Raw genomic sequence first — 25775 nt, 5'->3', positions numbered from 1 at the left:
CGCTTGGGGGCCCCCCCCCCCCGGTTTCCTGGGCCCCCCGGCCGGGCCACCCCTACCCGTGAAACCGTGCACGCGGGGCCCCCACCGCGCCCCCCCCCCCGCTTCCACGTGCGTGCTCACTCGTGCGCACTCACCTCGACACGCGCGTTCAGCGCTCGCACGCGACCGCAGCACGCCTCCCGGCGCACGCGCACGCGCGACCGCCGCGCGTCAGTTCTGGCCCTTGCGCTGCCCCTTCGCCTGGGCGCGGGCCGCCGCGCGGCGTTCCTTGCGGGTGCCGCCCTGGGCGCCGCCACCGCCGCCGCCCTGGCGCGGGCCACCGCCCTTGGTCTGCGCGTCACCGCTCTCCGACGGACCCGAGTAGGTCAGGCCCTGCTGGGCCTGGCCGTCCAGGCCCTTGCCGCGCAGGGCGGGCGGGATGGCGTTGCCGCTCTGGAGCTGGGCCAGGGCCGGGCCGGCGGGTGCCTGGGCGGCGGCCTCCGCCTCCTGCTGGGCCGCTGCCGCGGCGGCGGCCCGGGCGCGGGCCCGGCTGCCGGCCAGCGGGCCGCCGTTGGCGATTGAGACCTGGACCGGCGGCTCGGCGGCGGCGGGCGGCGGCTCGGCGGCTTCGACCTGCAGGTTGAACAGGAAGCCGACGCACTCCTCCTTCAGCGCGTCCAACATGCTGTTGAACATGTCGAAGCCCTCCCGCTGGTACTCGATCAGCGGGTCGCGCTGGGCCATCGCCCGCAGGCCGATGCCCTCCTTGAGGTAGTCCATCTCGTACAGGTGCTCGCGCCACTTGCGGTCGAGCACCGAGAGCAGGACGCGGCGCTCCAGCTCGCGCATGGCGCCTTCGCCGACGCGGCCGTCGATCTCCGCTTCGCGCTTCTCGTAGGCGGCGAGGGCGTCCTCCTGGAGCAGCGTCTTCAGCGACTCGCGGGTGACGTCCTCCTCGTCGTCGTCGAGCAGCTTCTTGTAGTCGAGGGTGATCGGGTACAGCGTCTTGAGCGCCGTCCACAGCTTGTCGAGGTCCCAGTCCTCGGCGTAGCCCTCGGAGGTCGCGCCGTCGACGTACTCGCCGACCACGTCGGTGATCATGTGGGTCACCTGGTCGCGCAGGTCCTCGCCGTCGAGCACGCGGTGGCGCTCGGCGTAGATCACCTTGCGCTGCTCGTTCATGACCTCGTCGTACTTGAGGACGTTCTTGCGGATCTCGAAGTTCTGCTGCTCGACCTGCGTCTGCGCGCTGCGGATGGCCCGGGTGACCATCTTGTGCTCGATCGGCACGTCGTCCGGCACCTTCAGCCGCGTCATGACGGTCTCGACCATCGCCGCGTTGAAGCGGCGCATCAGCTCGTCCTGGAGCGACAGGTAGAAGCGCGACTCGCCGGGGTCGCCCTGACGGCCGGAGCGACCGCGCAGCTGGTTGTCGATGCGGCGCGACTCGTGCCGCTCGGTGCCCAGCACGTACAGGCCGCCGGCGTCGCGGACCTCTTCCGCCTCGGACTTGACCTCGGCGGTGATCTCCTCGATCAGCTTCGCCCACGCGGCCTCGTACTCCTCCGGCGCCTCCACCGGGTCGAGGCCGCGTTCGCGCAGCTCGTGGTCGGTGAGGATGTCGGGGTTGCCGCCGAGCACGATGTCGGTGCCGCGGCCCGCCATGTTGGTGGCGACGGTGACGGCGCCCTTGCGGCCGGCCTTGGCGATGATCAGCGCTTCGCGCTCGTGGTGCTTGGCGTTCAGCACCTCGTGCGGGATGCCCTTGCGGACGAGCAGCTTGGACAGGTACTCGGAGCGCTCGACGCTGGTCGTGCCGACCAGCACCGGCTGGCCCTTCTGGTGCCGCTCGACGATGTCGTCGGCGACCGCCTCGAACTTGGCCTCCTCGGTCTTGTAGACGAGGTCGGCTTCGTCCCTGCGCTGCATCGGGCGGTTGGTCGGGATGGGGACCACGCCGAGCTTGTAGGTCTGGTGGAACTCCGCCGCCTCGGTCTCGGCGGTACCGGTCATGCCGCCGAGCTTCTCGTAGAGGCGGAAGTAGTTCTGGAGGGTGATCGTGGCCAGCGTCTGGTTCTCGGCCTTGATCTCGACGCCTTCCTTGGCCTCGATCGCCTGGTGCATGCCCTCGTTGTAGCGGCGACCGGCGAGCACGCGGCCCGTGAACTCGTCGACGATCATGACGTCACCGTTGCGGACGATGTAGTCCTTGTCCTTGGTGAACAGCTCCTTGGCCTTGATCGCGTTCTGGAAGTAGCCGACCAGCGGCGTGTTGGTCGAGTCGTACAGGTTGTCGATGCCGAGCTGGTCCTCGACGAACTGCACGCCGGCCTCGGTCACGCCGATGGTGCGCTTGCGCTCGTCCACCTCGTAGTGCACGTCGCGGCGCATCTTGGTGGCCAGGCGCGCGAACTCGACGTACCAGCGGGACGACTGGTCGGCCGGGCCGGAGATGATCAGCGGGGTGCGGGCCTCGTCGATGAGGATCGAGTCGACCTCGTCGACGATGGCGAAGAAGTGGCCCCGCTGGACCATCTCGTCGCGGCTCCACGCCATGTTGTCGCGCAGGTAGTCGAAGCCGAACTCGTTGTTCGTGCCGTACGTGATGTCGGCGTTGTAGGCGACCCGCCGCTGCTCGGGGGTCATCTCCGACAGGATCGCGCCGACGGTCAGGCCGAGGAAGCGGTGGATGCGGCCCATCCAGTCGGAGTCGCGTTTGGCCAGGTAGTCGTTGGTGGTGACGACGTGGACGCCCTTGCCCGCGATGGCGTTGAGGTAGGCGGGCAGCACGGAGGTCAGCGTCTTGCCCTCACCGGTGCGCATCTCGGCGATCTGGCCGAGGTGCAGCGCGGCGCCACCCATCAACTGGACGTCGAAGTGCCGTTGGCCGAGGGTGCGCTTGGCGCCCTCCCTGACCACGGCGAACGCCTCGGGCAGCAGTTCGTCGAGGGACTCGCCGTCGGCGTGGCGACGGCGGAACTCCTCGGTCTTCGCGCGCAGCTCCGCATCGGAGAGGTCGACGACGTCGTCTTCGAGGGTGTTGATGTGCGCTGCGATGTTGCGCAGGCGCTTGAGCATCTTGCCCTCGCCAGCGCGGAGCAGTCGGGACAGCACCATCCGGGTCGACCTCATTACGTCATCGCGAGCGCCCGGGGGTGGGCGCCTTCCAGCGGCTCGTCACGGGTATGCCGAGCCTTCACCACCTGCCATCGTAGGCAAGTCGTGAAGGTGTGTGCACAGACACAGGTAGGAAGGGGTGCGGAACGCCCCGTGACGGGCCTCGAACGGACAGTTGATCTACCTGCGGCGCGGCGCCGGACCGGCCCTCGACGGGGTGCGGCGGCCCGACCGGACGACACGCGGTGCCGGACTGGACGACACGCGGTGCCCGAGTGGAGGACACGCCGGTTCTGGGTGGTGAACTCGGGGGTCCTGGGCGTACGACACGCATGGGCTGAACGTACGACTCGCGTGCTCTGGAAGTACGACTCGCGAGGGCTGAGCGCATGACACGCCCGAACTGAGTGCATGACACGCGGGGGTTGAGCGCATGACACGCCCGAACTGAGTGCATGACACGCGGGGGGTGGGGGCATGGCACGCGGGGTGGGTGGGGATGGGTTGGACCCCCGGCGTGCTGGACGCCGGGGGTTGGGGTTTGTGGGGGGACCGTGTCAGGTGGGGGTCAGGCCAGCCTGATCACGCCGTAGTCGAACCCCTTCCGGCGGTAGACGACGCTCGGGCGGCCGCAGTCGGAGTCGGAGAACAGGTAGAAGTCGTGGCCCACCAGTTCCATCTCGTAGAGGGCCTGGTCGACGGTCATGGGCTTGGCCGGGTGCTCCTTCTCGCGCACGACCCGGCCGGGCAGGTTGTCCTCGACGCCGTCGTCCCAGCGCTGCGAGGGCACTTCCGCCATGTCCTCGTCGTAGGCCGGTTCCGGCTCTGTGGTTTCCAGCACCGCGGTGCGCCCGCGCCACGCGCTCTGCGCCTCTCCGTCGGCACCGGGGGCCAGGGTGGCCGCGAGTCCGCTGGTCGCCTCGGCGACCGAGGTGGGGCCGCGTCGACCGTGGTGCACGCGCCTGCGGTCGTGAGAGCGGCGCAGCCTGCTTTCCAGCTTGGTGACAGCAGCGTCCAGCGCGGCGTAGAAATCGCCTGCGCAGGCTTCGGAGCGGACTACGGGACCACGTCCCTTGCCGGTGATCTCCACGCGCTGGCAGTTCTTCGACTGCCTGCGGTTCGGCTCGTGGAAGAGCTCCACGTCGAAGCGGATGACCTTGCGGTCGTAACGCTCAAGCCGGGCCAGCTTTTCGGCGACGTGAACCCGGTAGTGATCGGGCACCTCGACGTTGCGGCCCTTAACGACGATGTCCATACGCAACCTCCCTCGCTTAGGGGCGAGCTGTGGCTTTGGATCGTTCGGCGCCGGATACGCGATCTGCGTCGCGACCTGCTTCGCGGAGTTGTCGCTGAGGGTTGCCCCTCAGCATCCGACCGGCGCCAGGGTCATGGGCTGTTCGCCTCCTCCCCGCGTGCCGGGAACGCTGATAGCGGTGCACGTTAGCCCGGTATTCGCCGCTGCGACAGCCCCCGGGGCGGGGGAACTCCAAGTTTTTCCCGCCGTAACGCAGAGCGACGAAAAACCGGCACCGGCTGTGCGCCAAGCAGGCGCGTCGAGGCATCGCGGCGAGGGCGGCTCACCCGAACAGTCCAGCCGGTTGCGGTCATCCACCGGCAGGACGGCTACGTCGAACAGCCTCTGCATGGGCCTCACATCCGGCTAACGGACGAGCGGGCCGGGAGGTTCCCGACCGGTTTCACTCGACCGGGTGGGTTCGTCGGGCTGCGGTCAGTGTGAGCACCCCGGATACCCGGAACCCACCCGATTTCAACACCGAAATGCACGCGCGCGCCGTGGAACCTGTGGTGATCACGTCGTCCAGCAGGACAACCGGTGTTCCGGGTGGGGGCAGCCCACCCGGAACGATCCGCACGCGGCCCTCCAGATTCGCCCGCCGGGACGCCGGATCCAACCCGACCGAATCACGAACCCCTTTCGCGAAAGCGAGGGCCGGGGCCACGGAAAAGCCGGACGCGCGTGCCATTCTCAGCACGTGGGAGCCTCCCCGCGCCCTCGCCGCCGACGATCGGGAGGGAGCGGGCACCAGCCACACCCGCTCCGAGGGGTGCGGCGGGGGCAGGCGGGGCAGGGCCGCGGCTATGAGGGCGCCGAAGACGGCGGCCAGGTCGCGGCGGCCCCGTTCCTTGAAGGCGAGGACGAGTTCGCGGGCCGCGCCCGCGTAGGGGGCCAGGGCGTAGGTGGGTGGGCCGGCGCCCGGGACGCGGCGCGGTGGGCCGAAGGCCGAGAGGCAACGGGCGCACGCGGTGGCGCCCCAGGTGCGGCAGCCGGGGCAGCGGGGCGGGAACAGCAGCGTGGTCAACATGGGTCGAGGGTGCCGGCGGCCACCGACGGCCCAGGGGGTCGGGAACGGGTTCCCGGGGGTCTCGATCGGGTGAAAAAAGGGGAGGTCAGCCCGGGTAGAAGACCTGGGTGGCGCGGTCCACCTCGGTGGGCGAGGCCCGCCACACGTCGGCCACGTCGTTCGCGCTCCACAGGCCGCTCTGGTCCACCGCGAGCACGTTGCGGCCCGGCGCGGCGGTCACGGAGGTCACCGGCGCGGTCAGGTTCGAGGTGTTGTAGCGCTCGATGCCCAGGCCGTCGATGTTGATCTTCGCGATGGGCCACGACGCCAGCGACGTGCTGACCACCAGCACGTCCTGCGCCAGCCAGTCCAGCGACAGCGCGTTGGCGCCCACCAGGGACGGCTGGAGGTTGCGCGGCGACCGCAGCGTCACCGCCGAGTCCTGCCCGCGCACCACGGCCGCCACGAGCAGCCGCCCGCCCGCCACCGCCGCCACCCGCGTGCCGTCCCGAGACAGCCGCAGCTCGGTGATCGGGCCGTGCAGCGCCAGCTCGGAGGCGTTGACGGTGCGCGCGGTCCACCCGTTGTCGCCTTCGACCACCCGCACCACGTTGGTCCGGTCGACGACGGTCCACACCTCGCTGCTCGGCTCGTCCTCCTGCCCGCTGAGCAGCCACGTCGGCCTGGTCATCGCGGTCGCGGTCAGATCGACCAGGCCGAGGCCGTCGCCCACGCCGCCGACCCGCAGCCGGACCGAGCCGTCGCCGACCCGGCTCACCACGGCCAGCCGGTTGCCGTCCATGGACTGGGCGGCGCCGAGCGCCTGGTACTCGCCGGTGCCCGCGGGACCGGCGACCGGCTCCCCGTTGACCTGCCGGACCCGCCCGCCGGTCAGCAGCATGCCGGTCAGGCCGGCGTCCGGCGCGGTCAGGCCCTCGCCGGTGGTCACGTCCGCGGGCCGCCACTCCTCCCGCTCGGGCAGGATCGGCTGGCCCTCGACGAGGATCCGGATGCGGCTGCTGCTCACCCCGGTCAGCGACTTCACCACCTGCGCCACGACCTGCTTGCGCACCGCCGCGGTGATGTCGCCGACCTTGGTCAGGTCGACCTCCAGCGCCCCGTCGTCGGCCTCGGTGGTGTCGTGGCGCTGCTCGGCGCCGTTCGGGATGGCCGACGCCACCGCGCCGCGCATGGCCACCGCGGGCCCCTTGAGCAGCAGTTGCGTCACCCGGTACGGGATCGACGTGGACGGCGCGACCACCACGTAGCGGGGGTCGGGCACCAGCACGCTGTAGTCCGAGTTCCAGAAGAACAGCGTCACCCGGCGGTAGAACTGGTTGAACCCGCCCTGCGGCACGTAGATGCCGTCGGGCGGCTGGGAGATGCGCCACTGGCCGTTCGCGTCGCGGGCGATGCCGATGGCGGTGTCGACGGTGCCGACCAGCTCGACGAACGAGTTGTCCTCCAGCTGGAGCCGGCCGATCTTCTTGCCCTGGAGCAGCACCGTGCGCTGCTGGTCGTCGTCCACGCCGAGGCCCGTGGGCACGGTGTTGAACGTCGGCTCGATGATCGTCGGCGTGCTCCTGGTGTTCCAGCTCTCCCGCGCCGACTCGGTGAGGTACGCCTTGGCGGCCGCGTAGCCGTCCTCGGGGTTGGCGGTGGCGTTGACGAACTCGCGGACCAGGGTGAGGGGGTCGATGTCGTCGGCCGGCTCGATCGCGGCGGCCTTCGTGGAGCGGCCCGCGGACGGGTTGACCGCGATCGGCGAGGTCTCGGTGGGGATCGCCGCGCAGCCGGCGGCCGTCAGCAGCACGAGGAGCACGACGAGGAGCCTCACCGGACCTCCTCGCGCTCGCCGGTGACCGGCTCGGCGGGCTGCCACGTGATCTCCTCCTCGGTCAACTCGACCTCCTCGACCGGCTCGGGCGCCTCCGGCTCCGGTTCGGGCGCGACCACCGGCAGGCCGGGCGGCACCAGCGGCAGCGGGCTGCCGGTCACCTCGTGGCCGAGCCGGCACGGCAGGGTCAGCCGGAACACCGCGCCCTGGCCGCGCTCGCCCCACGCCTCCAGCGCGCCGCCGTGCAGGCGGGCGTCCTCCAGGCTGATCGACAGGCCGAGGCCGGTGCCGCCGGTGCGGCGGTTGCGGGACGGGTCGGCGCGCCAGAACCGGTTGAACACCAGGTCCGCCTCGCCCGCGCGCAGGCCCACGCCGTGGTCCCGCACGGTCACCGCGACCGCGTCGTCGCCGCCGCGCATGGTCAGCTCGACCGGCAGGCCCTCGCCGTGGTCGATGGCGTTGGCCAGCAGGTTGCGCAGGATGCGCTCGACCCGCCGGGCGTCGACCTCGGCGAGCACCTCGTGGTCGGGGAGGTCCAGCACGATCGCGGAGCCGCTGCTGTTGGCGATGGCGCGCACCGCGTCGTGGGCGCGGCGGGCCAGCACGCGCACGTCGACCAGCTCGGCGGCCAGCTCCTCCACGCCCGCGTCCAGGCGGCTGATCTCCAGCAGGTCGCCGAGCAGCGACTCGAACCGGTCCAGCTCGTCGACCAGCAGCTCGGTGGAGCGGGCCAGGCCGCTGGGGAACTGCTCGCGGGAGGCGTGCAGCACGTCGGCGGCCATCCGCACGGTGGTCAGCGGGGTGCGCAGCTCGTGCGAGACGTCGGAGGTGAACCTGCGCTGGAGCTGCCCGAACTCCTCGAGCTGGTGGATCTGCCGCTGGATGCTGGCGGCCATCTCGTTGTACGACTCGGCCAGGCGCGCCATGTCGTCCTCGCCGACCACCGGCATCCGGTCGTCGAGGTCGCCTTCGGCGAACCGCTCGGCGATCTCGGCGGCCTGCCGCACCGGCCGCACGACCTGCCTCGTGACCAGGTTCGCGATCATCGCGAGCAGCAGGAGCAGCACGAGGCCGCCGACCACGAGGGTGTTCTGCACGACCTCCGCGGTGGTCTGCTCGCCGGTCAGCGGGAACAGCAGGTACAGGTGCATGGCCCGGGACGAGGTGCTCACCGGTTTGCCGACGACCAGCAGCGTCGTCGCGCCGGTGTCCCGGTCGACGGTGGTGATCTGGTAGCCGGTGCTGGCCTCGCCGAGCATCTCGTACAGGCCGGTCGGCACGTCCCGGTAGGGGCCGACGGCGACGGGCAGGCCGTCCGCGCCGACCTCGCCCGCGTCCCACAGCACGGGCTCGAACGCGCCCGCGCCGGAGCCCGCGGCGTCGCGGTCGACGCCGGAGCTGGTGAGCTTGGTGAGCGCCAGCGCGAACCGGGCCTTGACGTTGTCCGGGCCCGGGTTCAGGCCCGCCATCTCGGGCTGGATGGTCGCCGCGCTGGCCTCGGTCTGCTGGACCGCCGCCTTGATCTTGTCCTGGAGCAGCTGGTCGGTGATCTGCACCTGGAGCACCATGCCCAGCACGAACACCACGGCCGAGGACAGCGCAAGCGTGCTGACCACGACCCGCAGCTGGAGGGAGCGGCGCCACAGCTCGCCGAACGCCACCGCCCGGCGGCGGGCGTGCTCCACCGCGCGGCGCGCCTCGCGCACCGCGGGGTCGAGCAGCCACCGGCGGGCGGTCCCGGTCATCCGCACCCGATCTACCGGCCGCCGATCACGGGGGGCCCGCCTTGTACCCGACGCCGCGGACGGTCAGCACCACCTCGGGGTGCTCCGGGTCGCGCTCGACCTTCGACCGCAGCCGCTGGACGTGCACGTTGACCAGGCGGGTGTCGGCGGCGTGCCGGTAGCCCCAGACCTGCTCCAGCAGCACCTCGCGGGTGAACACCTGGCGCGGCTTGCGGGCCAGCGCCACGAGCAGGTCGAACTCCAGCGGGGTGAGCTGGATCGGCTTGCCCTCGCGCAGCACCTCGTGGCCGGGGACGTCGATGGTCAGGTCGCCGATCTGGAGCACCTCGGCGGGCTCGGCCTCGGTGCGCCTCAGGCGGGCGCGGATGCGCGCGACCAGCTCCTTGGGCTTGAACGGCTTGACGACGTAGTCGTCGGCGCCCGACTCCAGGCCGAGCACCACGTCCACGGTGTCGCTCTTGGCGGTCAGCATCACGATCGGCACACCCGACTCGGAGCGGATGGCCTTGCAGACGTCGATGCCGTTCATGCCGGGCAGCATCAGGTCCAGCAGGACCAGGTCCGGCTTCAGCTCGCGCAGCGCGGGCAGGGCGCGGGCGCCGTCGCCCACCACGGCGGTGTCGAAGCCCTCGCCCCGCAGCACGATGGTCAGCATCTCCGCCAGAGCGGGGTCGTCGTCCACGACGAGCACGCGTGCCTTCATACCCACCATCGTCCCACTAACGGCCGGCAGCCCCCGCACCGACCGGTGGTCATCGCCGCTGGTCGCCGCACGGGTCCAGTCCGTGACCACTCTCTGTCGCCGTTGCACGTGACCGCCTCGCCTCCCCGAACCGGGATCGTTCAGCGGGTCATCGGCACAGCGGTCACGTTTCGTTACACCGTCATACTAACGGGTGAACCACCGTTCGACGAGGTCATCGACGCGCAGGTCGGCGGTGCCGTCGAGCACCTCCCACGGCGACACCCACCCCATGGCGGCCAGCTCGTCGTAGGCGACGGCGCACCGGGCCTGGAGGCCGCCGTCGGACTCGTACAGGTCGCGGTCCCGGGACTCCTCGGCCTCGCGCCGCGCCGCGCGGTCCGCGGCCACGCCGGTCGGCACGCGCAGCAGCAGCTGGAGGTCCGGCACGGGCAGGCCGAAGCGGTCGAACTCCAGCGACCTCACCCACTCGACGAACTCCCCGCCCGCCGGCTGCCGCAGCCGGGCCGCGCCGTAGGCGGCGTTGGAGGCGACGTACCGGTCGAGCAGCACCACGTCGTGCCCGCGCAGGTCGGCGCGGACGCCGTCGGCCGCGCCCCGGCGGTCCAGGGCGTAGAGCACGGCCATGCCGTGGACCGAGTCGGTCAGGTCGCCCAGCCTGCCGTGCAGCGCGTCCCGCACCAGCTCGGCGTGCACGTCCTGCTCGTACCGGGGGAACGCGCCGGTCGCCACCGCGAGGCCGCGGGCCTCCAGCGCGCCGGTCAGCGCCTTGGCCAGGGTGCGTTTGCCGGAGCCGTCCAAGCCCTCGATCACGACGAGTTTTCCCACGAAGAGCACCCTAAGGGGCTGTCTTCGTTCACGTTCGGCGGCATCACTTCGCCCAGTCGGGTGATGATTGATCCTTTCGGTCACCAGATCGAGTGACTACGGTGAAGCCCATTTCCGGTTGCGCGAAAGGGTGGTGCCGCGGTGACCGCGGATTCCGGGCACGCCAGACCGGTTGACGAGCCGGTGGGCCACCCGACTGGGGGTCTGCCGAACGCGCTCGCCGAGACGCTGCGCTACGGACCGTTCCACCGCGCCCTGCACGACGCCATCGCGCACCGCGGCCTGTCCCTCGCCCGGCTGCGCGCCCACCTGGAGCAGCAGGGCGTGCAGGTGGGCCAGTCCACGCTCAGCTACTGGCAGCGCGGCCTGCGCCACCCGGAGGTGCCGCGCGCCATCGCCACCGTGCGGGCCCTGGAGACCGTGCTGAAGCTGCCGCCGGAATCCCTGGTGGCGCTGGTCGGCCACCGGCCCCAGCCCAGGCCGCCCCGGGCGCCGTGGCTCTCCCCCGCGCCGCTGCCCACCGGGTTCGACGCGGTCGCCGACGTCGGCGCCAACACCGACCTCGACGTGCTGTCCGTGCACGACACCGTGCTGGTCGGGCCCGAGCGGGAGCAGCGGTCCATCACCACGCGGCTCGTGGTGCGGGCGGCGAAGGCCGGGCCGGACCGGTTTCTGGCCGTGCACCAGGGCGACGAGGGCAGCCTGGTCGACAACGCCGTCGTGCGCACCGGCGAGGGCTGCCGGCTCGGCCGCACCCGGCGGCGGCACGCGGCGCGCGGGCTCGCGTTCGAACTGCTGTTCGACCGCAGGCTCGCCGAGGGCGAGGAGCACGTCTTCAGCTTCACCGTGGTCGACGACACCGGCGGGCCCACGCCAGGCCACCACCGCGCGTTCCGCGAGGCGTGCCGCGGCTACCTGCTCCAGGTGGCGTTCAGCAGGCGCGCGCTGCCCGCCCGGTGCACCAAGCAGTTCCGCGGCGACGCCGGGGGCTCGCCGGTGGACCTGGAGGAGCTGGTGTGCGGGCTCGGCGGGTTCGTCAGCGCGTACTTCGAGGACGTCGGGCCCGGGGTGGCGGGCGTCGGCGTCGAGTGGACGTGACGGGGTGGCCGCGGTACCGGCCACCCCGGTCGACATCAGTACCTGTAGTGCTCCGGCTTGTACGGGCCCTCGACGTCCACGTCGATGTACTCGGCCTGCTCCTTGGTCAGCTTGGTGAGCTTGCCGCCCAGCGCCTCCAGGTGGATGCGCGCGACCTTCTCGTCCAGCTTCTTGGGCAGCCGGTAGACCTCCTTGTCGTACTCCTGGTGCTTGGTGAACAGCTCGACCTGCGCGATCACCTGGTTGGAGAACGAGTTGGACATCACGAAGCTCGGGTGGCCGGTGGCGTTGCCCAGGTTCAGCAGGCGGCCCTCGGACAGCACGATGATCGAGTGGCCGTCCGGGAACACCCACTCGTCGACCTGCGGCTTGATGTTGATCCGCCGCACGCCCGGGTAGCGCTGGAGGCCGGCCATGTCGATCTCGTTGTCGAAGTGGCCGATGTTGCCCACGATCGCCTGGTGCTTCATCCGCGACATGTGGTCGGCGGTCACCACGTCCTTGTTGCCGGTCGTGGTGATGATGATGTCGGCCTTGTCGAGCACGTCGTCGAGCACCTGGACGTCGTAGCCGTCCATGGCCGCCTGGAGGGCGCAGATCGGGTCGACCTCGGTGACCACGATCCGGGCGCCCTGGCCGCGCAGCGACTCGGCCGCGCCCTTGCCCACGTCGCCGTAACCGCAGATCACGGCCACCTTGCCGCCGATCAGCACGTCCGTGCCGCGGTTGATGCCGTCGATCAGCGAGTGGCGGATGCCGTAGCGGTTGTCGAACTTCGACTTGGTCACCGCGTCGTTGACGTTGATCGCGGGGAACAGCAGGTCGCCGGCCGCGGCGAGCTGGTAGAGCCGCATCACGCCGGTGGTGGTCTCCTCGGTCACGCCGCGGATGCCCTCGGCGACCTTGGTCCACTTGCCGGGGTCCGCCGCGAGCGACCGGCGCAGCGTGTCCAGGACGATCTTCCACTCCTCGGGGTCGTCCACCTCGGCCTCCGGGACGACACCCGCCTTCTCGTACTGCACACCCCGGTGGACCAGCAGCGTCGCGTCACCGCCGTCGTCCAGGATCATGTTTGGGCCGTTGCCGTCCGGCCAGGTCAGCATGGACTCCGCGGTCCACCAGTACTCCTCCAGCGACTCGCCCTTCCAGGCGAACACCGGGACGCCCTTCGGCTCCTCGGCGGTGCCGTGCGGGCCCACCACCACGGCCGCGGCGGCGTGGTCCTGGGTGGAGAAGATGTTGCACGAGGCCCAGCGGACCTCGGCGCCCAGCGCCACCAGGGTCTCGATCAGCACGGCGGTCTGGACGGTCATGTGCAGCGAACCGGAGATCCGCGCGCCACGCAGCGGGTAGACCTCCGAGTACTCGCGGCGCAACGCCATCAGGCCCGGCATCTCGTGCTCGGCCAGCCGGATCTCCTTGCGGCCGAACTCGGCCAGGGAGAGGTCCGCCACGGCGAAGTCGATGCCGTTGCGGTGTTGGAGCCTCTCGGCGGTCATCGTGGGTTCCTCCATCTCGGGTTGGCCCGACCATACCGCTCGCCACGCCGCGTCCCCGGGAGTCGACGGCAAGTGTGGTCGATGCACCACTATGACCTGGCCGGCTACGAGGCTCGCTGGAGGATTCGTGCTGATTCCGGGCCCCGACACGAGGGTGGTCGAACTGCGGGTGCACGGTGTCCAGGGCACCACCCCGGAGTCGCTGGTCGACGCGGTGGCGGCGGTGGACGTGGCGGGCGACGGGCTGGGCCGCGTCGTGCGCCCGGCCGACCGGCTGCGCCGGCCCGCGCCCGGCCCCGTGCTCCAGGCGGGCGGGCGGCCGGTGTCGCGCGTGGTCGAGGGCTACGTGTGGGGCCGCATGACCTCCGGCGGCCTGGCGAAGGCGGCGTGGGCGCTGCTGTTCCCGTTCGCGCTGGCCAACGTGGCGCACTGGATGCTGCCGCCGACGCCCGCCGGCAACGCGCCCGCGCACCTGCTCGGCATCTGCCTGCGCGCGCTGCTGCGGCTGGCGGCGCTGCTGCTGACCGTGCTGCTGGTCGCGCAGCTCGCCGTGATCAGCCTGGACCTGGTCGCCGCCCAGTGCCTCGCGCCCGGCTCGGCGTGCCCGTGGGGGCGGCCGCGGGCGGGCGACGCGCCGTGGGTGCGGGCGGTGGTGGGCGTGGCGCCGATCGCGCTGGCCCTGCTCGTGCTGCACCGGATGTCCAGTGTGGACTGGCGGATCGAGCGCACCGCGGCGCCCGCCGAGGCCGACCCGGCGTCCCGGCCGTCCACCCTGCCCGGCGCGCCCGTGGCCGCCGACCCGGACACGCCCGCGTTGCGCGTGCTGCACCTGGTCGCGGGCCTGGGCACGGCCGTGGCGGTCGCGCTGGGCGGTCCGGCGGGGCCGCTGCTCGCGCCGGGCGCGCACGGGCAGGCCATCGCGGTGTGCCGGGCGGCCGGGATCGCGCTGGTCGCGGTGGCGGCGCTGGGCGCGATGCTGCTCGACGACCCGACCGGCGGCACGCCGCACCGGGGCGGGCGGTGGCTGCGCGCCGCCCTCGGCAGGGGACCGCGCCGGGTGCTGCACACCACCGCCTGGCTGCTGCTCCTGGCCGCCACCGCGCTGCTGGTCCGGCTGCCGTCGCGGCTGCCGGGCGCGGACCAGTCCGTGCAGCTGGTGGCCGCGCTGGAGGCGCTGGTGTGCCTGCTGGTCGGGCTGCTGCTCGTGCCCGCCGCCCTGCTGGCCCGCCGCACCTGGGCGAAGCAGCCGCGGGGGCTGCGGCCGTGGGCGGGCGGCTGGATGGCCGCGCCGGTGCTGGCGCTGGCGGCGCTGCTCGGCGGCGGGTTCGGCGCGGGGCTGGCGCTGGCGCTGCGCGGCGTGCTCGGGCACGGCACGCTGCCGCGCGGGTACCGCTACATCGCGCTGCTGTGGGGCGTGGCCGGGGTGCTCGCGCTGGCCGCCGGGCTGGCGGTCGGCGCGACGGTCGGGATGCTGCGGTGGAGCTCGCTGCGGCGCAGGGAGGAGTGGGCGCGCGAAGCCGCGCTCCTGCACGCCGGGCGCGGCCGGGACGCCCGGCGCGCGGCGCGGGCGTGGTGGTGGGCGCGGTGGCAGCGGCGGCACAGCCACCACGCGGTGCTGGTCCTGGCGGCGGTGCTGGCGACCGGCGCGGTGCCCGCGGCGTTCCTCCGGCTGCGCGAGGTGGACCCGCCGGCGTGGACCGACCCGGTGTCCACCTTCGGCGTCGTGGTGCTGGGCCTGCTGGCGCTGGCGCTGCTGCGGGCGGTCTACCTGGCCGCGCGGCGGCCGGACAAGGCGCGGCAGGTGGGGGTGCTGGCCGACCTGGCGGCGTTCTGGCCGCGCGAGGCGCACCCCGTGGTGCCGCCCTGCTACGCGCTGAAGGTGGTGCCGGAGCTGGTGGCGCGGGCGCGGGAGCACCTGGCCGAGCCCGGCACGCGGGTCGTGCTCGCCGGGCACAGCCAGGGCAGCCTGCTCACCGCGGTGGCGGCGGCCCGGCTGCTGGAGGAGCTGCCACCGCACCAGGCCGAGCGGCTCGGCCTGGTCACCGCCGGGTCCCAGCTGCAGTGGGCGTACTCGCGGGCGTTCCCGGCGGTGGTGCCGCACAGCTCGCTGGCCTCGCTGTCCGGCCGGCTGGAGGGGCGGTGGCGGGCGCTGTGCCGGGGCACCGACGCGCTGGGCGGCGCGGTGACCACGTGGGACCGGCAGGTGTTCGACGAGGTGCTGCTCGGGGTGGGTTTCCGCGCGGACGGGACCACCGGGGCGCTGCCGCCCGCGCGGCGGGGGCCGACGGGCGCGCTGGTGCTCGGCGGCGACCACTGGCTGCCCGACCCGCAGCGGGGGCCGTTCCCCGGTCGCCGCTGGGCGCCCGGCGTGAACCGGCACGCGGACTACGCCTCCGACCCCGAGTGGGACCGGGCCGTGGCGATGGCGGCGGGCCTGGACGTGGAGGAACCGCCGCCGCCCTTGCGGCCCACCGTGCTGCCGACCGCGAGGCAGGCGCCGGTGGCGTCGCCGGAACCGGAGCCGGAACCGAAGTGAGCCGGGGCCGGGCGGGGGGTGGTCCGGTCCGTTGAACGGACCGGGCCACCGGCCCGCCGCTCAGCCGAGGCGCGCCAGCAGCCGGTCGGCGGCGTCCACGCGCCCCTCGCCCGCGAGCAGCCCCGCCGGCGCCAGCACGTGGTCCCGGTCCACCACGACGGCCGCCTCCCGCAGCACCGGCCGCAGCACCGGGTCGGCGCGCAGCGCGCGTTCCACCCCCGCCACGGACCCGGCGTGCCGGAACACCCCGCCCGACAGCACCAGCAGACCGGCGCCCCGCGGCCCCAACCGCCCCTCCACCAGCGCCAGGTGCCTGCGCACGGCCAGCACCGCGGCCAGCACGCCCAGGCGCAGGTCCGCGGCCGGGTCCTCCGGCAGCCACGACACGTCGTCCGACCCCGCCGTCACCCCCGACCGGAGCGCGTCCTCCTCCGCGCGGTCGATCAGCTTCTCCCGCCGCGCCGCGCCCACCAGCGTGCCAGCCGACCAGCGCACGCCCAGGTCTCCCTCGACCGTGCGGCGGTCCGGCGGCAGCGCCACCACCCGCTCCGGCCCCTCCGCCGTCGACACCGCCGAGTACACGTCGGTGGTCGCGCCGCCCACGTCGACCACGAGCACCGCGCCCCCGTGGTCCCGCGCGGCGAGACGGGACACCCCCGTGAGCACCGCGTCCGGCGTCACCGCGCGCACCAGCCGCCGGAACCGCGGCCCCCGCGACAATCCCTTGCCGCCGATGACGTGCCGCAGGAACACCTCGCGGATCGCCTCGCGCGCCGGACCCGGCGCCAGCTCCCCCACGTCCGGCAGCACGTTCGCGGCGGGCACCACCGTGCGCCCCGCCAACAGCCGCACCGCGGCCTCGCGCGCCTCCGCGTTGCCCGCCAGCACGATCGGGCAGGCCAACCGGTTCGCGCCGAGCCGCCCGGCGTTGTGCAGCAGCACCGAGTCGTCGCCGCCGTCCGTGCCGCCGACCAGCAGCACCACGTCCGGCCGGGCCGCGCGCAGCTCCCGGACGCCCGCGCCGTCCAGCGGCCCCGCGGAGACGTGGACCACCTTCGCGCCCGCCGACAGCGCCACCCGGTACCCCGCCTCAGTGCTGACCAGGCGTTCCTGCCCGACCACCGCCAGCTTGAGCCCCCCGCCCGCCGACGAGCACGCCAGCGTCCGATCGGCGGGGTTTAGCGCACCGCCGACCGCGTCAACCCCCCGGAGCACCTCGGGTGGGGTGGTCGGGTGCTGCGCCGTGCCCAGCAGCTCCCCGTCCTCCGACACGAGGGCGCCCTTCGTCCAGGTCGAGCCGACGTCAACGCAGAGCACGGTCATGCGGCGCAACCTACCGGTGCGGCCGTTCGGGGCACCTGACCTTAGTCTGACCAGATCAACCACCAGCACCCCAGGGAGGCCGGCAGTGCCGGGAAACGGGCTGTGGCGCACGAAATCGGTCGAGCAGTCGATCGCGGACACCGACGAACCGGGCACCAGGCTGCGCAAGGACCTCACCGCCTGGGACCTGACCGTGTTCGGCGTCGCGGTGGTGATCGGCGCGGGCATCTTCACCCTCACCGCGTCCACCGCGGGCAACCTGGCGGGGCCGTCGGTGTCGCTGGCGTTCGTGCTGGCGGCGGTGGCCTGCGCGCTGGCCGCGCTGTGCTACGCCGAGTTCGCCTCGACCGTGCCGGTGGCGGGCAGCGCGTACACGTTCTCCTACGCCACGTTCGGCGAGTTCGCGGCGTGGATCATCGGCTGGGACCTGGTGCTGGAGTTCGCGGTCGGCGCGGCCGCCGTGGCCAAGGGCTGGTCGCTGTACCTGGAGACGGTGCTCGGGCAGCTCGGGCTGTCGGTGAGGACCACCGCGACCGTCGGCGGCTTCGACGTCGACTGGGGCTCGCTGCTGCTGGTCGCGGCGCTGACCGGGCTGCTGATCGTCGGCACGAAGCTGTCGTCGCGGGTCAGCGCCGTGATCACGGCCGTGAAGGTGGCCGTGGTGCTGCTGGTGATCGTGCTCGGCATCTCGTACATCAACACGGCGAACTACAGCCCGTACATCCCGCCCGCGCAGACCGGTGAGGCGACCGCCACGGGCCTGGACCAGTCGCTGTTCTCGCTGCTCACCGGCTTCGAGGGCAGCACGTACGGCGTGCTGGGGCTGCTCGCCGCCGCGTCGCTGGTGTTCTTCGCGTTCATCGGCTTCGACGTGGTCGCCACCACCGCCGAGGAGACCCGGAACCCGCAGCGCGCCGTGCCGCGCGGCATCCTCGGCTCGCTGGCCATCGTCACCGTGCTGTACGTGGCGGTGTCGCTGGTGATCACCGGCATGCTGCCCTACACCGAGCTGAAGACCCAGCCCGACGGCACGCGCGCCACCCTGGCCACCGCGTTCTCGGCCAACGGCGTCGACTGGGCGGCCACGGTGATCTCGGTGGGCGCGCTGGCCGGCCTGACCACCGTGGTGATGGTCCTGATGCTCGGCCAGTCGCGGGTGCTGTTCGCGATGTCCCGCGACGGCCTGCTGCCGCGCGGCCTGGCCCGCACCGGCCGGCACGGCACGCCGCACCGGATCACCGCCGTCATCGGCGTGCTGGTCGCGATCGCGGCCGGTTTCTTCCCGGCGGGCAAGCTGGAGGAGATGGTGAACGTGGGCACGCTGTTCGCGTTCATCCTGGTGTCGGCCGGCGTGCTGGTGCTGCGCAAGACCAGGCCGGACCTGCCGCGCGGGTTCCGCGTGCCGCTCGTCCCGGTCGTGCCGGTGCTGGCCATCCTCGCCTGCCTGTGGCTGATGCTGAACCTGACCGCGCTGACCTGGGTCCGGTTCCTGGTGTGGATGGCGCTGGGCGTGGTGGTGTACTTCGCCTACAGCCGCCGGCACTCCCTGCTGGGCCAACGGGGCGCCACGGCCGAGCCCGTGGTGAAGGAGGACGAGGTTCCGTAACGTCGGACCGGTGTCGGGACCGGTCCGCGTCGAGATGTCGGGCGAGGCGGCGACGGTCGTCCAAGCCGGGGTGATCTCGGGTGGTGTGCACCCGGGTCGGCCGGCGGTGGCGCCGTCGCCGCCTCGCCCCGTTCGCGAGTGGCACCCGTTCGACCTGGACGTGCACCGGGCGGTGGGCCCGGCGGAGCTGCCCTACCTGCCCGCCTACCTGCCGCGGGCGCACGACGCGGCGCTGGCGGGGTGGCTGCGGGCGCCGTCGAGCCCGGCACCGTGCTGTGGTTGAACGAGACCCAGGACCACCTCGGCGGCGCGACCGGCGAGCAGGCGGCGGTGGCGCTCCGGACGCTGCTGGAGCTGCCCGGGCCGTTCGTGGTGCTGGGCACGATGTGGCCCCGCCACTGGACGTCCCTGGTGAAGAACCCCCGGGCGGGCGCCCTGCTGGAGCACCGCGTGGAGCGCATCCGGGTGGCCGACCGGCTGGACGCCGCCGAACTGGCCGAGGTCCCGGCCGACCCCAGGTTGCTCAGGGCCCTGACCACCGCGCACGACGGCAGGGTCATCCAGGTGGTGGCGGGCGGTCCGGCCCTGGTGGAGCGCCACGAGCACCCGGACACCCCCGAGGACCGCTTCCGCCTGACCCTCAACGCCTACCACCGGCTGCGCTACCGCCACGCCGACCCGCTGTACCGGGAGGCGGCGGCGACCGCCTCGCCGTACTGGAGCGAGGACCTGGTCACCGCGCTGGTCGCCCACGGCCGGATCGGCGAGGTCGCCGAGCTGGTCCGGTGAGTGGCGCCCGGGAACGTCCCGGGGAGGCGCACGCGAGACCCGCCCACGCCTTCGACGCCTCCGAGCCGGGCTACTCCCTCGCGGACGCCCTGGCCGGGGCCGGGCGCTTCGAGGACGCGATCGACCTGCTCCGCCGGCTGGTCGCCCACGGGGCACCCGGCGCGGTGGAGGAACTGGCCGCCCTGCTCGCCGGACGCCGCGCCTTCGACGAACTCCTCGACCGGACCGCGAAGGGCGACGAGCACTGCGCGCGGCAGCTCGTCGCCCTCGCGATCAGGGGCGAACTCCCCGGTGGCCGGGAACTCCTCGCCGACGGGCTATGACCTGGCCACCGCCGAGCGGTCCAGGTCGGGCTCCAGGTAGATCAACCGCGCCGACGGGACCCGGTTGCGCACCCGCTGCTCCGCGTGGTCGATGGCCTGCGCCACCTCGGCCAGCGACAGCCCCGGCTCCAGCGCGATCTTCGCCGCCACCAGCAGCTCGTCCGGCCCCATGTACTGCGTCTTGATGTGGATCACCCGCTGCACCTTGCCCGCGGCCAGCTCGTCCACGATCACGTCCAGCTCGGCCTGCGCCGCGCCCTCGCCGATCAGCAGCGACTTCATCTCGATGATCAGGATGATCGCGATGACGCCCAGCAGCACGCCGATGCAGATGGTGCCGATCGCGTCCCACACCGGGTCGCCGGTGATGGTCGACAGGCCGACGCCGCACAGCGCCAGGACCAGGCCGAACAGCGCGCCCGCGTCCTCCAGCAGCACCACCGGCAGCTCGGGCACCTTCGACTGGCGGATGAACTGCCACCACGTGGCGTTGCCCTTGATCGCCTTCGACTCGACGATGGCGGTGCGGAAGCTGTAGGTCTCCAGCCCGATCGCGACGACCAGGATGACCACCGCGACCATCGGGCTGCTCAGCTCTTCGTGGGCCTCCAGCTTGTGGATGCCCTCGTACAGCGCGAACACCGAGCCGAGGCTGAACAGCATCAGCGCCACGATGAACGAGTAGAAGTAGCGGTCCCGGCCGAACCCGAACGGGTGGGCCAGGGTCGCCTTCCTCTTCGCGGTCTTCTGCCCCAGCAGCAGCAAGCCCTGGTTCGACGTGTCCGCCACCGAGTGCACCGACTCGGCCAGCATCGACGACGACCCGGTGATCAGGAAGCCGACGAACTTGGCCGTGGCGATACCGGCATTGGCGACCAGCGCGGCGATGATCGCCTTGGTCCCGCCCCCTGCTGACACGATTGCTCCCTACGCGCCGGAGGTCCGTTTGGTCGGGGTGACCCTACTCAACACCGGGGGTGGCGCGGAAAAGTTGAGTCGAAACATCCGCGGACACCAGCACGGCCGGATCACGGGCCGGCAGCCACACCGACTGACCCCGTCCCAGCACCAGCGACGCGCCGTCCGAGGCCAGCGTCGCGCGGCCGCGCGTGCAGATCATGATCTGCGGCCCGCCGTGGTCCAGCCGGACCTCCCCGCCCGGCGGCACCTCGACCCGCGACAGCTCGAACTCCGGGCACGGCGTCCGGTACGCCCACAGCCCCGGCGCGGTCTGCTCGCCCCGCAGCACGGTCATGTCGCCGCAGGCGAAGTCCAGCACGCGCATCAGCTCGGGCACGTCGACGTGCTTGGGCGTGAGCCCGCACCGCAGCACGTTGTCCGAGTTCGCCAGGATCTCGATGCCGGTGCCGTGCAGGTAGGCGTGCAGGTTGCCGGCGGGCAGGAAGATCGCCTCGCCCGGCTGGAGCACGAGCCGGTTGAGCAGCAGCGCGGCTAGCACGCCCGCGTCACCGGGGTACGCCTCGCCCAGCTCCAGGGCGGTGCGGCACTCCAGGTCGAACTCGCCGTGCTCCTTCACGTGCACCACGCACGCGTCCAGCACCTGCGGCAGCAGCACGTCCAGCGCCCGCTGCGGCAGCGTGATCAGCGTGGTGAACAGCGCGCGCAGCCCGTCGGGGTCCGGCTGCGCGGCCAGCAGCTCCGTGTAGGGCGCGAAGTCGGGCGCGTCCAGGGCCCGCAGCAGCGCCACGGTGCGCTCCGGGTCCCGGAACCCGGCCAGCGCGTGGAACTCGGTCAGCGCGCAGATCAGCTCCGGCTTGGCCGAGGGGTCCTTGTAGTTGCGCACCGGCGAGTCGATCGGCACGCCCGCCGCGTCCTCGGTGGCGAACCCGAGCGCGGCCTGCTCCGCCGACGGGTGGGCCTGGAGGCTCAGCGGCTCGTCGGCGGCCAGCACCTTCAACAGGAACGGCAGCCGGCTGCCCCAGCGGTCGGCGCAGCGCGCGCCCAGCTGCCCGTCGGGGTCCTCGGCGAGCAGGTCCAGCAGCGAGCGCACCGCGCCGTCCGGGCCGACCACGCGGGACGGGTCGCCCGGGTGGGCGCCCATCCACAGCTCGGCCTCCGGGTGCGGCGCGGGCACCTCCCTGCCGAGCATCTCGGCGATGGCCGTGCGCGAACCCCACGCGTACGGCCGGACCGCGTTGTGCAGCAGTTCCACAGTCATCCCCTCACACGGCCGGCGCGTAGCGCCCCGGCCCGCCGAGCGTGCCCGCGGCCAGGCCCAGGTACAGCGCGGCCAGCTCGAACCGCAGCGCGAGCAGCGCGGCGCACACGGCGTCGCCGCCGCCGACCTCCTCGGCCGGTTCGAGCACGTCGGCTCCCGACAACGTCTCCAGCGCGACCCGCCGGGCGAACTCCGCCTGCGGCCCCTGGCGCACGGCCAGCAGCAGCACCCGCACCAGGCCGTCCTGCTCGTCGTCCGGGTCCGCGAAGAGGTCGGCGCCCGACGTGCCGCGCACCGCGCGGCGGTGCAGCACCGAGCGCGTCAGGGCCTGAGGATAGCCGGCCACGTCGCTGACCACGCCCGCGTACGAGGCCAGCACGTTCGCGCCGTGCGCGGCCACGGCCGTGGCGAGGTCGTCCAGGCCCCACAGCAGCGGGGTCCGCTCGGCCACCCGCAGCGCCAGCGCCTTGGCCGGGTTCACGAACGACTCGTGCGCCGGGTGGCAGCGCTCGGCCTCCCGGTCCAGCTCGTCGGCGATGGCCTGCACGTCCACGTCGAGCAGCCGCAGCGCGTTCAGCGCGGACAGCCACGCGGCGAACCCGCGGGCGAAGCCGAAGCCCTGCGGCACCGGCACGCGCGGCGGCACCAGCAGGGCGCGCTGCGCGGCGGAGGCCGCCACCGGGCCCTCCGGCTCGGCGGTCAGCAGCACCCGCGCGCCGCGCCGGGCCGCCCGGTCGACCGACTCGGCCAGCAGCACGTCGCCCGGGTCCTCGGTGTGCGCGAGCACCACGTCCAGCGCGCCCACCCACGCGGGCACGTCGTCGGCGACCACGACCGGCACCGGGCAGCGCGGCCCGAGCAGCGCGGTCACCAGGCCCGCGATGGCGCTCGCCACGCCCGGCCTGGTGACCATGACCACCGCCCGCGGGCGGTCGGCGAACAGGCGTTCGACGCCCAGCTCGCCGGTCGCCTCGGCGGTGGCCCGGACCTGCGCGCCCGCCCGGGCGGCCGCGCGCAGCAGGCCACCCGGGTCGGCGTCGATGAGCCGGTGCTGGTCGTCGAGCAGGCTGTCGTCAAGCACGCTGGGTCACCCGGCCGTCGGCTCGACTGCCTCGTCCAGCAGCAGCACCGGGATGCCCTCCCGGACCGGGAACGACCGGCCGCACGAGGTGCAGGTCAGGTAGTCCGCCTGCGGGTCGGTCGCGGTGCCGGTCTTCAGCGGCGCGTGCTCCGGGCACGGGCACGCCAGGATCTCCAGCAGTTGCGGGTCGAGTTGGACCGCCACGGCGCTCATCCCCTCACGATCGCCAGGACCTCGTCGCGCAGCGCCGCGACCGAGGCCGCGTCGGCGGCTTCGACGTTGAGCCGCAGCAGCGGCTCGGTGTTGGAGGCGCGCAGGTTGAACCACGAGCCGTCGGGCAGGCTCACCGTGAGGCCGTCCAGCTCGTCCAGCTCGACGCCCTCCCGGCCGCCGAACTCGGCCTTGATGGCAGCCAGCCTGCCCTGCTGGTCGTCCACCGTCGAGTTGATCTCGCCGGAGGCGGCGTAACGCTCGTAAGCGCTGGTCAGGGCGGACAGCGGACCGTCCTGCTCACCGAGCGCGGCCAGCACGTGCAGCGCGGCCAGCATGCCGGTGTCGGCGCGCCAGAAGTCGCGGAAGTAGTAGTGCGCGGAGTGCTCGCCGCCGAAGATCGCGCCGGTCCTGGCCATCTCCTCCTTGATGAAGGAGTGGCCGACGCGGGTGCGCACCGGGGTGCCGCCGTGCTCGCGCACGATCTCCGGCACCGCGTGCGAGGTGATCAGGTTGTGGATGACCGTGCCGCCCGGGTCCTTGGCCAGCTCGCGCACCGCGACCAGCGCGGTGATCGCGGACGGCGACACCGGCTCGCCGCGCTCGTCGACCACGAAGCAGCGGTCGGCGTCGCCGTCGAACGCCACGCCGGCGTCCGCGCCCTCCTGCCGCACGCGCGCCTGGAGGTCGACGATGTTCTTCGGGTCGAGCGGGTTGGCCTCGTGGTTGGGAAAGCTGCCGTCCAGCTCGAAGTACATCGGGACGACCTCGATGGGCAGGCCGTCGAAGACCCGGGGCACGGTGTGGCCGCCCATGCCGTTGCCCGCGTCGACCACGACCTTCAGCGGCCGGCTGCCGGACAGGTCGACCAGTTGCCGCAGGTAGGCGGCGTACTCGGAGAGCATGTCGCGCTCGGTGACGGTGCCCTTGGCCACGCCCTCCGCGTCCGGCACGCCCTGCTCGGCGTCCTGCCGGATCTGCGCCAGGCCGCTGTCCTGCCCCACCGGGGCGGCGCCCGCGCGGCACAGCTTGATGCCGTTGTACTTGGCCGGGTTGTGGGAGGCGGTGAACATCGCGCCGGGCAGGTCGAGCTTGCCGGAGGCGAAGTAGAGCATGTCCGTGCTGGCCAGGCCGATGGTGACGACGTCGACGCCCTGGGCGGTCACGCCGTCGGCGAACGCGGCCGCCAGACCCGGCGAGGACTCGCGCATGTCGTGGCCGATGACGACCGCTGGCCCGCCGACCAGGCGCGCGAACGCCGCGCCGAAGTCGCGGACGACGCCCTCGTCGAGCTGCTCCCCGACCACACCGCGGATGTCGTAAGCCTTGACGATGCCGGACAGATCGCGCACAGCCACACTCCCAAGTTGGCTCTTGACACTGCCTTGGGAAGCGTACCGGCGCGCGCGTGCGCGGCGTGCCCGGTCGTTCAGTCTTCGTTGGGATCGGGCAGAACGCGCAGGTGACCGCGCCTGATGGTGCCCGCCGGCACCTCCGGCACCTCGATCGCCGGCGTGCGCCCCGCCTCGCGCACGGCCTCCGCCAGGGCGGTCAGGTCGTCCACGGTGGGCTCGGGGGCGCGGAACTCGCCCTGGTGCCGCACGACCTCCCAGCCTCGGGGTGCGGTGAGGCGCAGCGCGTGCTCCTCGCAGAGGTCGTACGAGTGCGGTTCGGAGTAGGTGGCCAGTGGTCCCACCACCGCCGTGGAGTCCGCGTAGGCGTACGTGAGCGTGGCGACTGCCGGGTTCCCGCACCCGGTTCGCGAGCACCGTCTCACGCTCCGCACGGCGGGGACGATATCGCGTCCCGCGCCGGGTGTGTTGGATTACCTCCGGCGCGGCGCTGGAGGCGGCCGACGGGTTCGGCAAGTTGCCTGGTCGGGGAGGTACCCGGCGGGGGCCCGGGGGCGGACAACTACCCTGGACGCCGTGGTGATGGCTCGGGGTTCACGGAGGCAGGGCGCTCCGCGGCGGCGCAACCGCGACCGGCACGGGCGCGGGCTGCGCGGCCCGCTGTACCCGGCCTCCCTGCCGGCGGCGCGCAGCCGGGCCGAGCGCTTCGACGCGCTGGTCCTGGAGGCGCTGGAACCGATCGAGGCGCGCTGGCGCACCGAACTGACCCAGCTGGACGTCGCGGTGGACGACGTGCCGGACGTGGCGCCCAACGGCGACGACGGCGACGTGGTGGAGGACGGCAACGTCCCCCTGGCCCGCCTGGTGCCGGCCGGCGCCGACCGCCGCGCGCGGATCGTCCTGTACCGGCGCCCCCTGGAGGCCCGCGCCAAGGACGGCGCCGACCTGTCCGACCTGGTCCACGACGTCCTGGTCGAACAAGTGGCCAACTACCTGGGCCTGGACCCGGACGTGATCGACGGCGACTGACCACCACCCCCACACCCGAACCCACAACTCGCGGCTCCTGAACGTACGACTCGCGCACCCTGAACGTACGACTCGCGGGCACCGGACGCATGACACGCGGGCACTGAACGCATGACACGCGCGGGGTGGGAGCGCTTTCACCGGCGAGTCATGCGTTCAGGTCGGGCGAGTCATGCGTTCGGACCTCGCGAGTCGTACGTTCGGGACCGGTGAGTCGTACGTTCAGGGCCGGTGAGTC

The 25775-nt window shown here is 73.1% G+C and carries 22 protein-coding genes; 7 read left to right on the top strand and 15 right to left on the bottom strand.

Annotation, left to right across the window (positions count from 1 at the left end):
• Positions 1 to 210 precede the first annotated feature (210 nt).
• The 7 genes from secA to ACFV4N_RS21790 all read right to left on the bottom strand — a co-directional run bounded on the left by secA (position 211) and on the right by ACFV4N_RS21790 (position 10512).
• Complete coding sequence (gene secA, locus ACFV4N_RS21820; protein ID WP_499674400.1) at positions 211 to 3096, bottom strand: preprotein translocase subunit SecA; 2886 nt, start codon at positions 3094 to 3096, stop codon at positions 211 to 213.
• A gap of 568 nt (positions 3097 to 3664) precedes the next feature.
• Positions 3665 to 4351 carry a ribosome hibernation-promoting factor, HPF/YfiA family gene (hpf, locus tag ACFV4N_RS21815; RefSeq protein ID WP_499674399.1) on the bottom strand — a complete coding sequence of 229 codons (687 nt, stop codon included), beginning with the start codon at positions 4349 to 4351 and terminating at the stop codon, positions 3665 to 3667.
• Positions 4352 to 4793: 442 nt separating this feature from the next.
• Positions 4794 to 5420, bottom strand: coding sequence for a ComF family protein (locus ACFV4N_RS21810; protein ID WP_499674398.1), 627 nt, complete (start codon positions 5418 to 5420; stop codon positions 4794 to 4796).
• A gap of 85 nt (positions 5421 to 5505) precedes the next feature.
• Positions 5506 to 7236: an LpqB family beta-propeller domain-containing protein gene (locus ACFV4N_RS21805; protein WP_499674397.1), complete on the bottom strand. Its 1731-nt coding sequence runs from the start codon at positions 7234 to 7236 to the stop codon at positions 5506 to 5508.
• A complete protein-coding gene (gene mtrB, locus ACFV4N_RS21800) occupies positions 7233 to 8981 on the bottom strand; it encodes an MtrAB system histidine kinase MtrB (RefSeq protein ID WP_499674396.1) in 1749 nt (582 codons plus the stop codon). Before mtrB ends, ACFV4N_RS21805 begins: the two co-directional genes overlap by 4 nt.
• Before the next feature lie 25 nt (positions 8982 to 9006).
• Complete coding sequence (gene mtrA, locus ACFV4N_RS21795) at positions 9007 to 9684, bottom strand: MtrAB system response regulator MtrA (RefSeq protein ID WP_344040121.1); 678 nt, start codon at positions 9682 to 9684, stop codon at positions 9007 to 9009.
• Positions 9685 to 9870: 186 nt separating this feature from the next.
• Positions 9871 to 10512 (bottom strand): dTMP kinase, encoded by a 642-nt coding sequence (locus ACFV4N_RS21790; protein WP_499674395.1) that lies wholly within the window; start codon positions 10510 to 10512, stop codon positions 9871 to 9873.
• 141 nt (positions 10513 to 10653) lie between these two features.
• On the opposite strand from ACFV4N_RS21790, the gene ACFV4N_RS21785 reads away from it, so the two are divergent.
• On the top strand, positions 10654 to 11610 hold the full coding sequence (locus ACFV4N_RS21785) for a hypothetical protein (protein WP_499674394.1): 957 nt from the start codon (positions 10654 to 10656) through the stop codon (positions 11608 to 11610).
• 35 nt (positions 11611 to 11645) lie between these two features.
• Here ACFV4N_RS21785 and ahcY read toward each other — a convergent pair whose 3' ends face one another.
• Positions 11646 to 13109, bottom strand: a complete 1464-nt coding sequence (gene ahcY, locus ACFV4N_RS21780; protein WP_499674393.1) for an adenosylhomocysteinase — start codon at positions 13107 to 13109, stop codon at positions 11646 to 11648.
• Between the two features lie 127 nt (positions 13110 to 13236).
• Here ahcY and ACFV4N_RS21775 point away from each other — a divergent pair, with 127 nt between their 5' ends.
• Positions 13237 to 15645 (top strand): hypothetical protein, encoded by a 2409-nt coding sequence (locus ACFV4N_RS21775; RefSeq protein ID WP_499674392.1) that lies wholly within the window; start codon positions 13237 to 13239, stop codon positions 15643 to 15645.
• 60 nt (positions 15646 to 15705) lie between these two features.
• Here the strand turns inward: ACFV4N_RS21775 and ACFV4N_RS21770 are convergent, their stop codons facing one another.
• Positions 15706 to 16968, bottom strand: coding sequence for a glutamate mutase L (locus tag ACFV4N_RS21770; protein WP_499674391.1), 1263 nt, complete (start codon positions 16966 to 16968; stop codon positions 15706 to 15708).
• Between the two features lie 85 nt (positions 16969 to 17053).
• On the opposite strand from ACFV4N_RS21770, the gene ACFV4N_RS21765 reads away from it, so the two are divergent.
• The 4 genes from ACFV4N_RS21765 to ACFV4N_RS21750 are packed head-to-tail and all read left to right on the top strand — an operon-like array spanning position 17054 to position 19686.
• On the top strand, positions 17054 to 18574 hold the full coding sequence (locus ACFV4N_RS21765) for an amino acid permease (RefSeq protein ID WP_499674390.1): 1521 nt from the start codon (positions 17054 to 17056) through the stop codon (positions 18572 to 18574).
• Positions 18575 to 18584: 10 nt separating this feature from the next.
• Positions 18585 to 18857, top strand: a complete 273-nt coding sequence (locus ACFV4N_RS21760; protein ID WP_499674389.1) for a hypothetical protein — start codon at positions 18585 to 18587, stop codon at positions 18855 to 18857.
• Complete coding sequence (locus ACFV4N_RS21755; RefSeq protein ID WP_499674388.1) at positions 18854 to 19363, top strand: hypothetical protein; 510 nt, start codon at positions 18854 to 18856, stop codon at positions 19361 to 19363. The genes ACFV4N_RS21760 and ACFV4N_RS21755 overlap by 4 nt, the downstream gene beginning before the upstream one ends.
• Entirely contained in the window at positions 19360 to 19686 is a 327-nt protein-coding gene (locus tag ACFV4N_RS21750; protein WP_499674387.1) for a hypothetical protein, read from the top strand. The genes ACFV4N_RS21755 and ACFV4N_RS21750 overlap by 4 nt, the downstream gene beginning before the upstream one ends.
• Here the strand turns inward: ACFV4N_RS21750 and ACFV4N_RS21745 are convergent.
• The 6 genes from ACFV4N_RS21745 to ACFV4N_RS21720 form a co-directional block, all read right to left on the bottom strand.
• A complete protein-coding gene (locus tag ACFV4N_RS21745) occupies positions 19681 to 20604 on the bottom strand; it encodes a cation diffusion facilitator family transporter (RefSeq protein ID WP_499674386.1) in 924 nt (307 codons plus the stop codon). The two genes, ACFV4N_RS21750 and ACFV4N_RS21745, sit on opposite strands and share 6 nt — an antisense overlap.
• 43 nt (positions 20605 to 20647) lie before the next feature.
• Complete coding sequence (manA, locus tag ACFV4N_RS21740) at positions 20648 to 21865, bottom strand: mannose-6-phosphate isomerase, class I (RefSeq protein WP_499674385.1); 1218 nt, start codon at positions 21863 to 21865, stop codon at positions 20648 to 20650.
• Positions 21866 to 21869: 4 nt separating this feature from the next.
• The gene (locus tag ACFV4N_RS21735) at positions 21870 to 22946 is read right to left on the bottom strand and encodes an SIS domain-containing protein (RefSeq protein ID WP_499674384.1); all 1077 of its coding nucleotides are present in this window, start codon (positions 22944 to 22946) and stop codon (positions 21870 to 21872) included.
• A gap of 6 nt (positions 22947 to 22952) precedes the next feature.
• Entirely contained in the window at positions 22953 to 23150 is a 198-nt protein-coding gene (locus ACFV4N_RS21730; RefSeq protein ID WP_499674402.1) for a Trm112 family protein, read from the bottom strand.
• Positions 23151 to 23155: 5 nt separating this feature from the next.
• The gene (locus tag ACFV4N_RS21725; protein WP_499674401.1) at positions 23156 to 24508 is read right to left on the bottom strand and encodes a phosphomannomutase/phosphoglucomutase; all 1353 of its coding nucleotides are present in this window, start codon (positions 24506 to 24508) and stop codon (positions 23156 to 23158) included.
• 77 nt (positions 24509 to 24585) lie between these two features.
• On the bottom strand, positions 24586 to 24942 hold the full coding sequence (locus ACFV4N_RS21720; protein ID WP_344043023.1) for a DUF3499 domain-containing protein: 357 nt from the start codon (positions 24940 to 24942) through the stop codon (positions 24586 to 24588).
• Between the two features lie 148 nt (positions 24943 to 25090).
• On the opposite strand from ACFV4N_RS21720, the gene ACFV4N_RS21715 reads away from it, so the two are divergent.
• The gene (locus tag ACFV4N_RS21715) at positions 25091 to 25537 is read left to right on the top strand and encodes a metallopeptidase family protein (protein ID WP_344043037.1); all 447 of its coding nucleotides are present in this window, start codon (positions 25091 to 25093) and stop codon (positions 25535 to 25537) included.
• Positions 25538 to 25775: the final 238 nt, after the last annotated feature.

The sequence above is a fragment of the Actinosynnema sp. NPDC059797 genome (assembly GCF_042732085.1).
In the GTDB taxonomy this organism is placed as follows: Bacteria; Actinomycetota; Actinomycetes; order Mycobacteriales; family Pseudonocardiaceae; genus Actinosynnema.
This window is presented reverse-complemented; position numbering and strand designations above follow the sequence as displayed.

Excerpts from the sequence above, each read along its gene's own strand:
- secA (WP_499674400.1), bottom strand. The coding sequence starts at position 3,096 with ATGGTGCTGTCCCGACTGCTCCGCGCTGGCGAGGGCAAGATGCTCAAG.
- hpf (WP_499674399.1), bottom strand. The coding sequence starts at position 4,351 with ATGGACATCGTCGTTAAGGGCCGCAACGTCGAGGTGCCCGATCACTAC.
- ACFV4N_RS21810 (WP_499674398.1), bottom strand. The coding sequence starts at position 5,420 with ATGTTGACCACGCTGCTGTTCCCGCCCCGCTGCCCCGGCTGCCGCACC.
- mtrB (WP_499674396.1), bottom strand. The coding sequence starts at position 8,981 with ATGACCGGGACCGCCCGCCGGTGGCTGCTCGACCCCGCGGTGCGCGAG.
- mtrA (WP_344040121.1), bottom strand. The coding sequence starts at position 9,684 with ATGAAGGCACGCGTGCTCGTCGTGGACGACGACCCCGCTCTGGCGGAG.
- ahcY (WP_499674393.1), bottom strand. The coding sequence starts at position 13,109 with ATGACCGCCGAGAGGCTCCAACACCGCAACGGCATCGACTTCGCCGTG.
- ACFV4N_RS21770 (WP_499674391.1), bottom strand. The coding sequence starts at position 16,968 with ATGACCGTGCTCTGCGTTGACGTCGGCTCGACCTGGACGAAGGGCGCC.
- manA (WP_499674385.1), bottom strand. The coding sequence starts at position 21,865 with ATGACTGTGGAACTGCTGCACAACGCGGTCCGGCCGTACGCGTGGGGT.
- ACFV4N_RS21715 (WP_344043037.1), top strand. The coding sequence starts at position 25,091 with ATGGCTCGGGGTTCACGGAGGCAGGGCGCTCCGCGGCGGCGCAACCGC.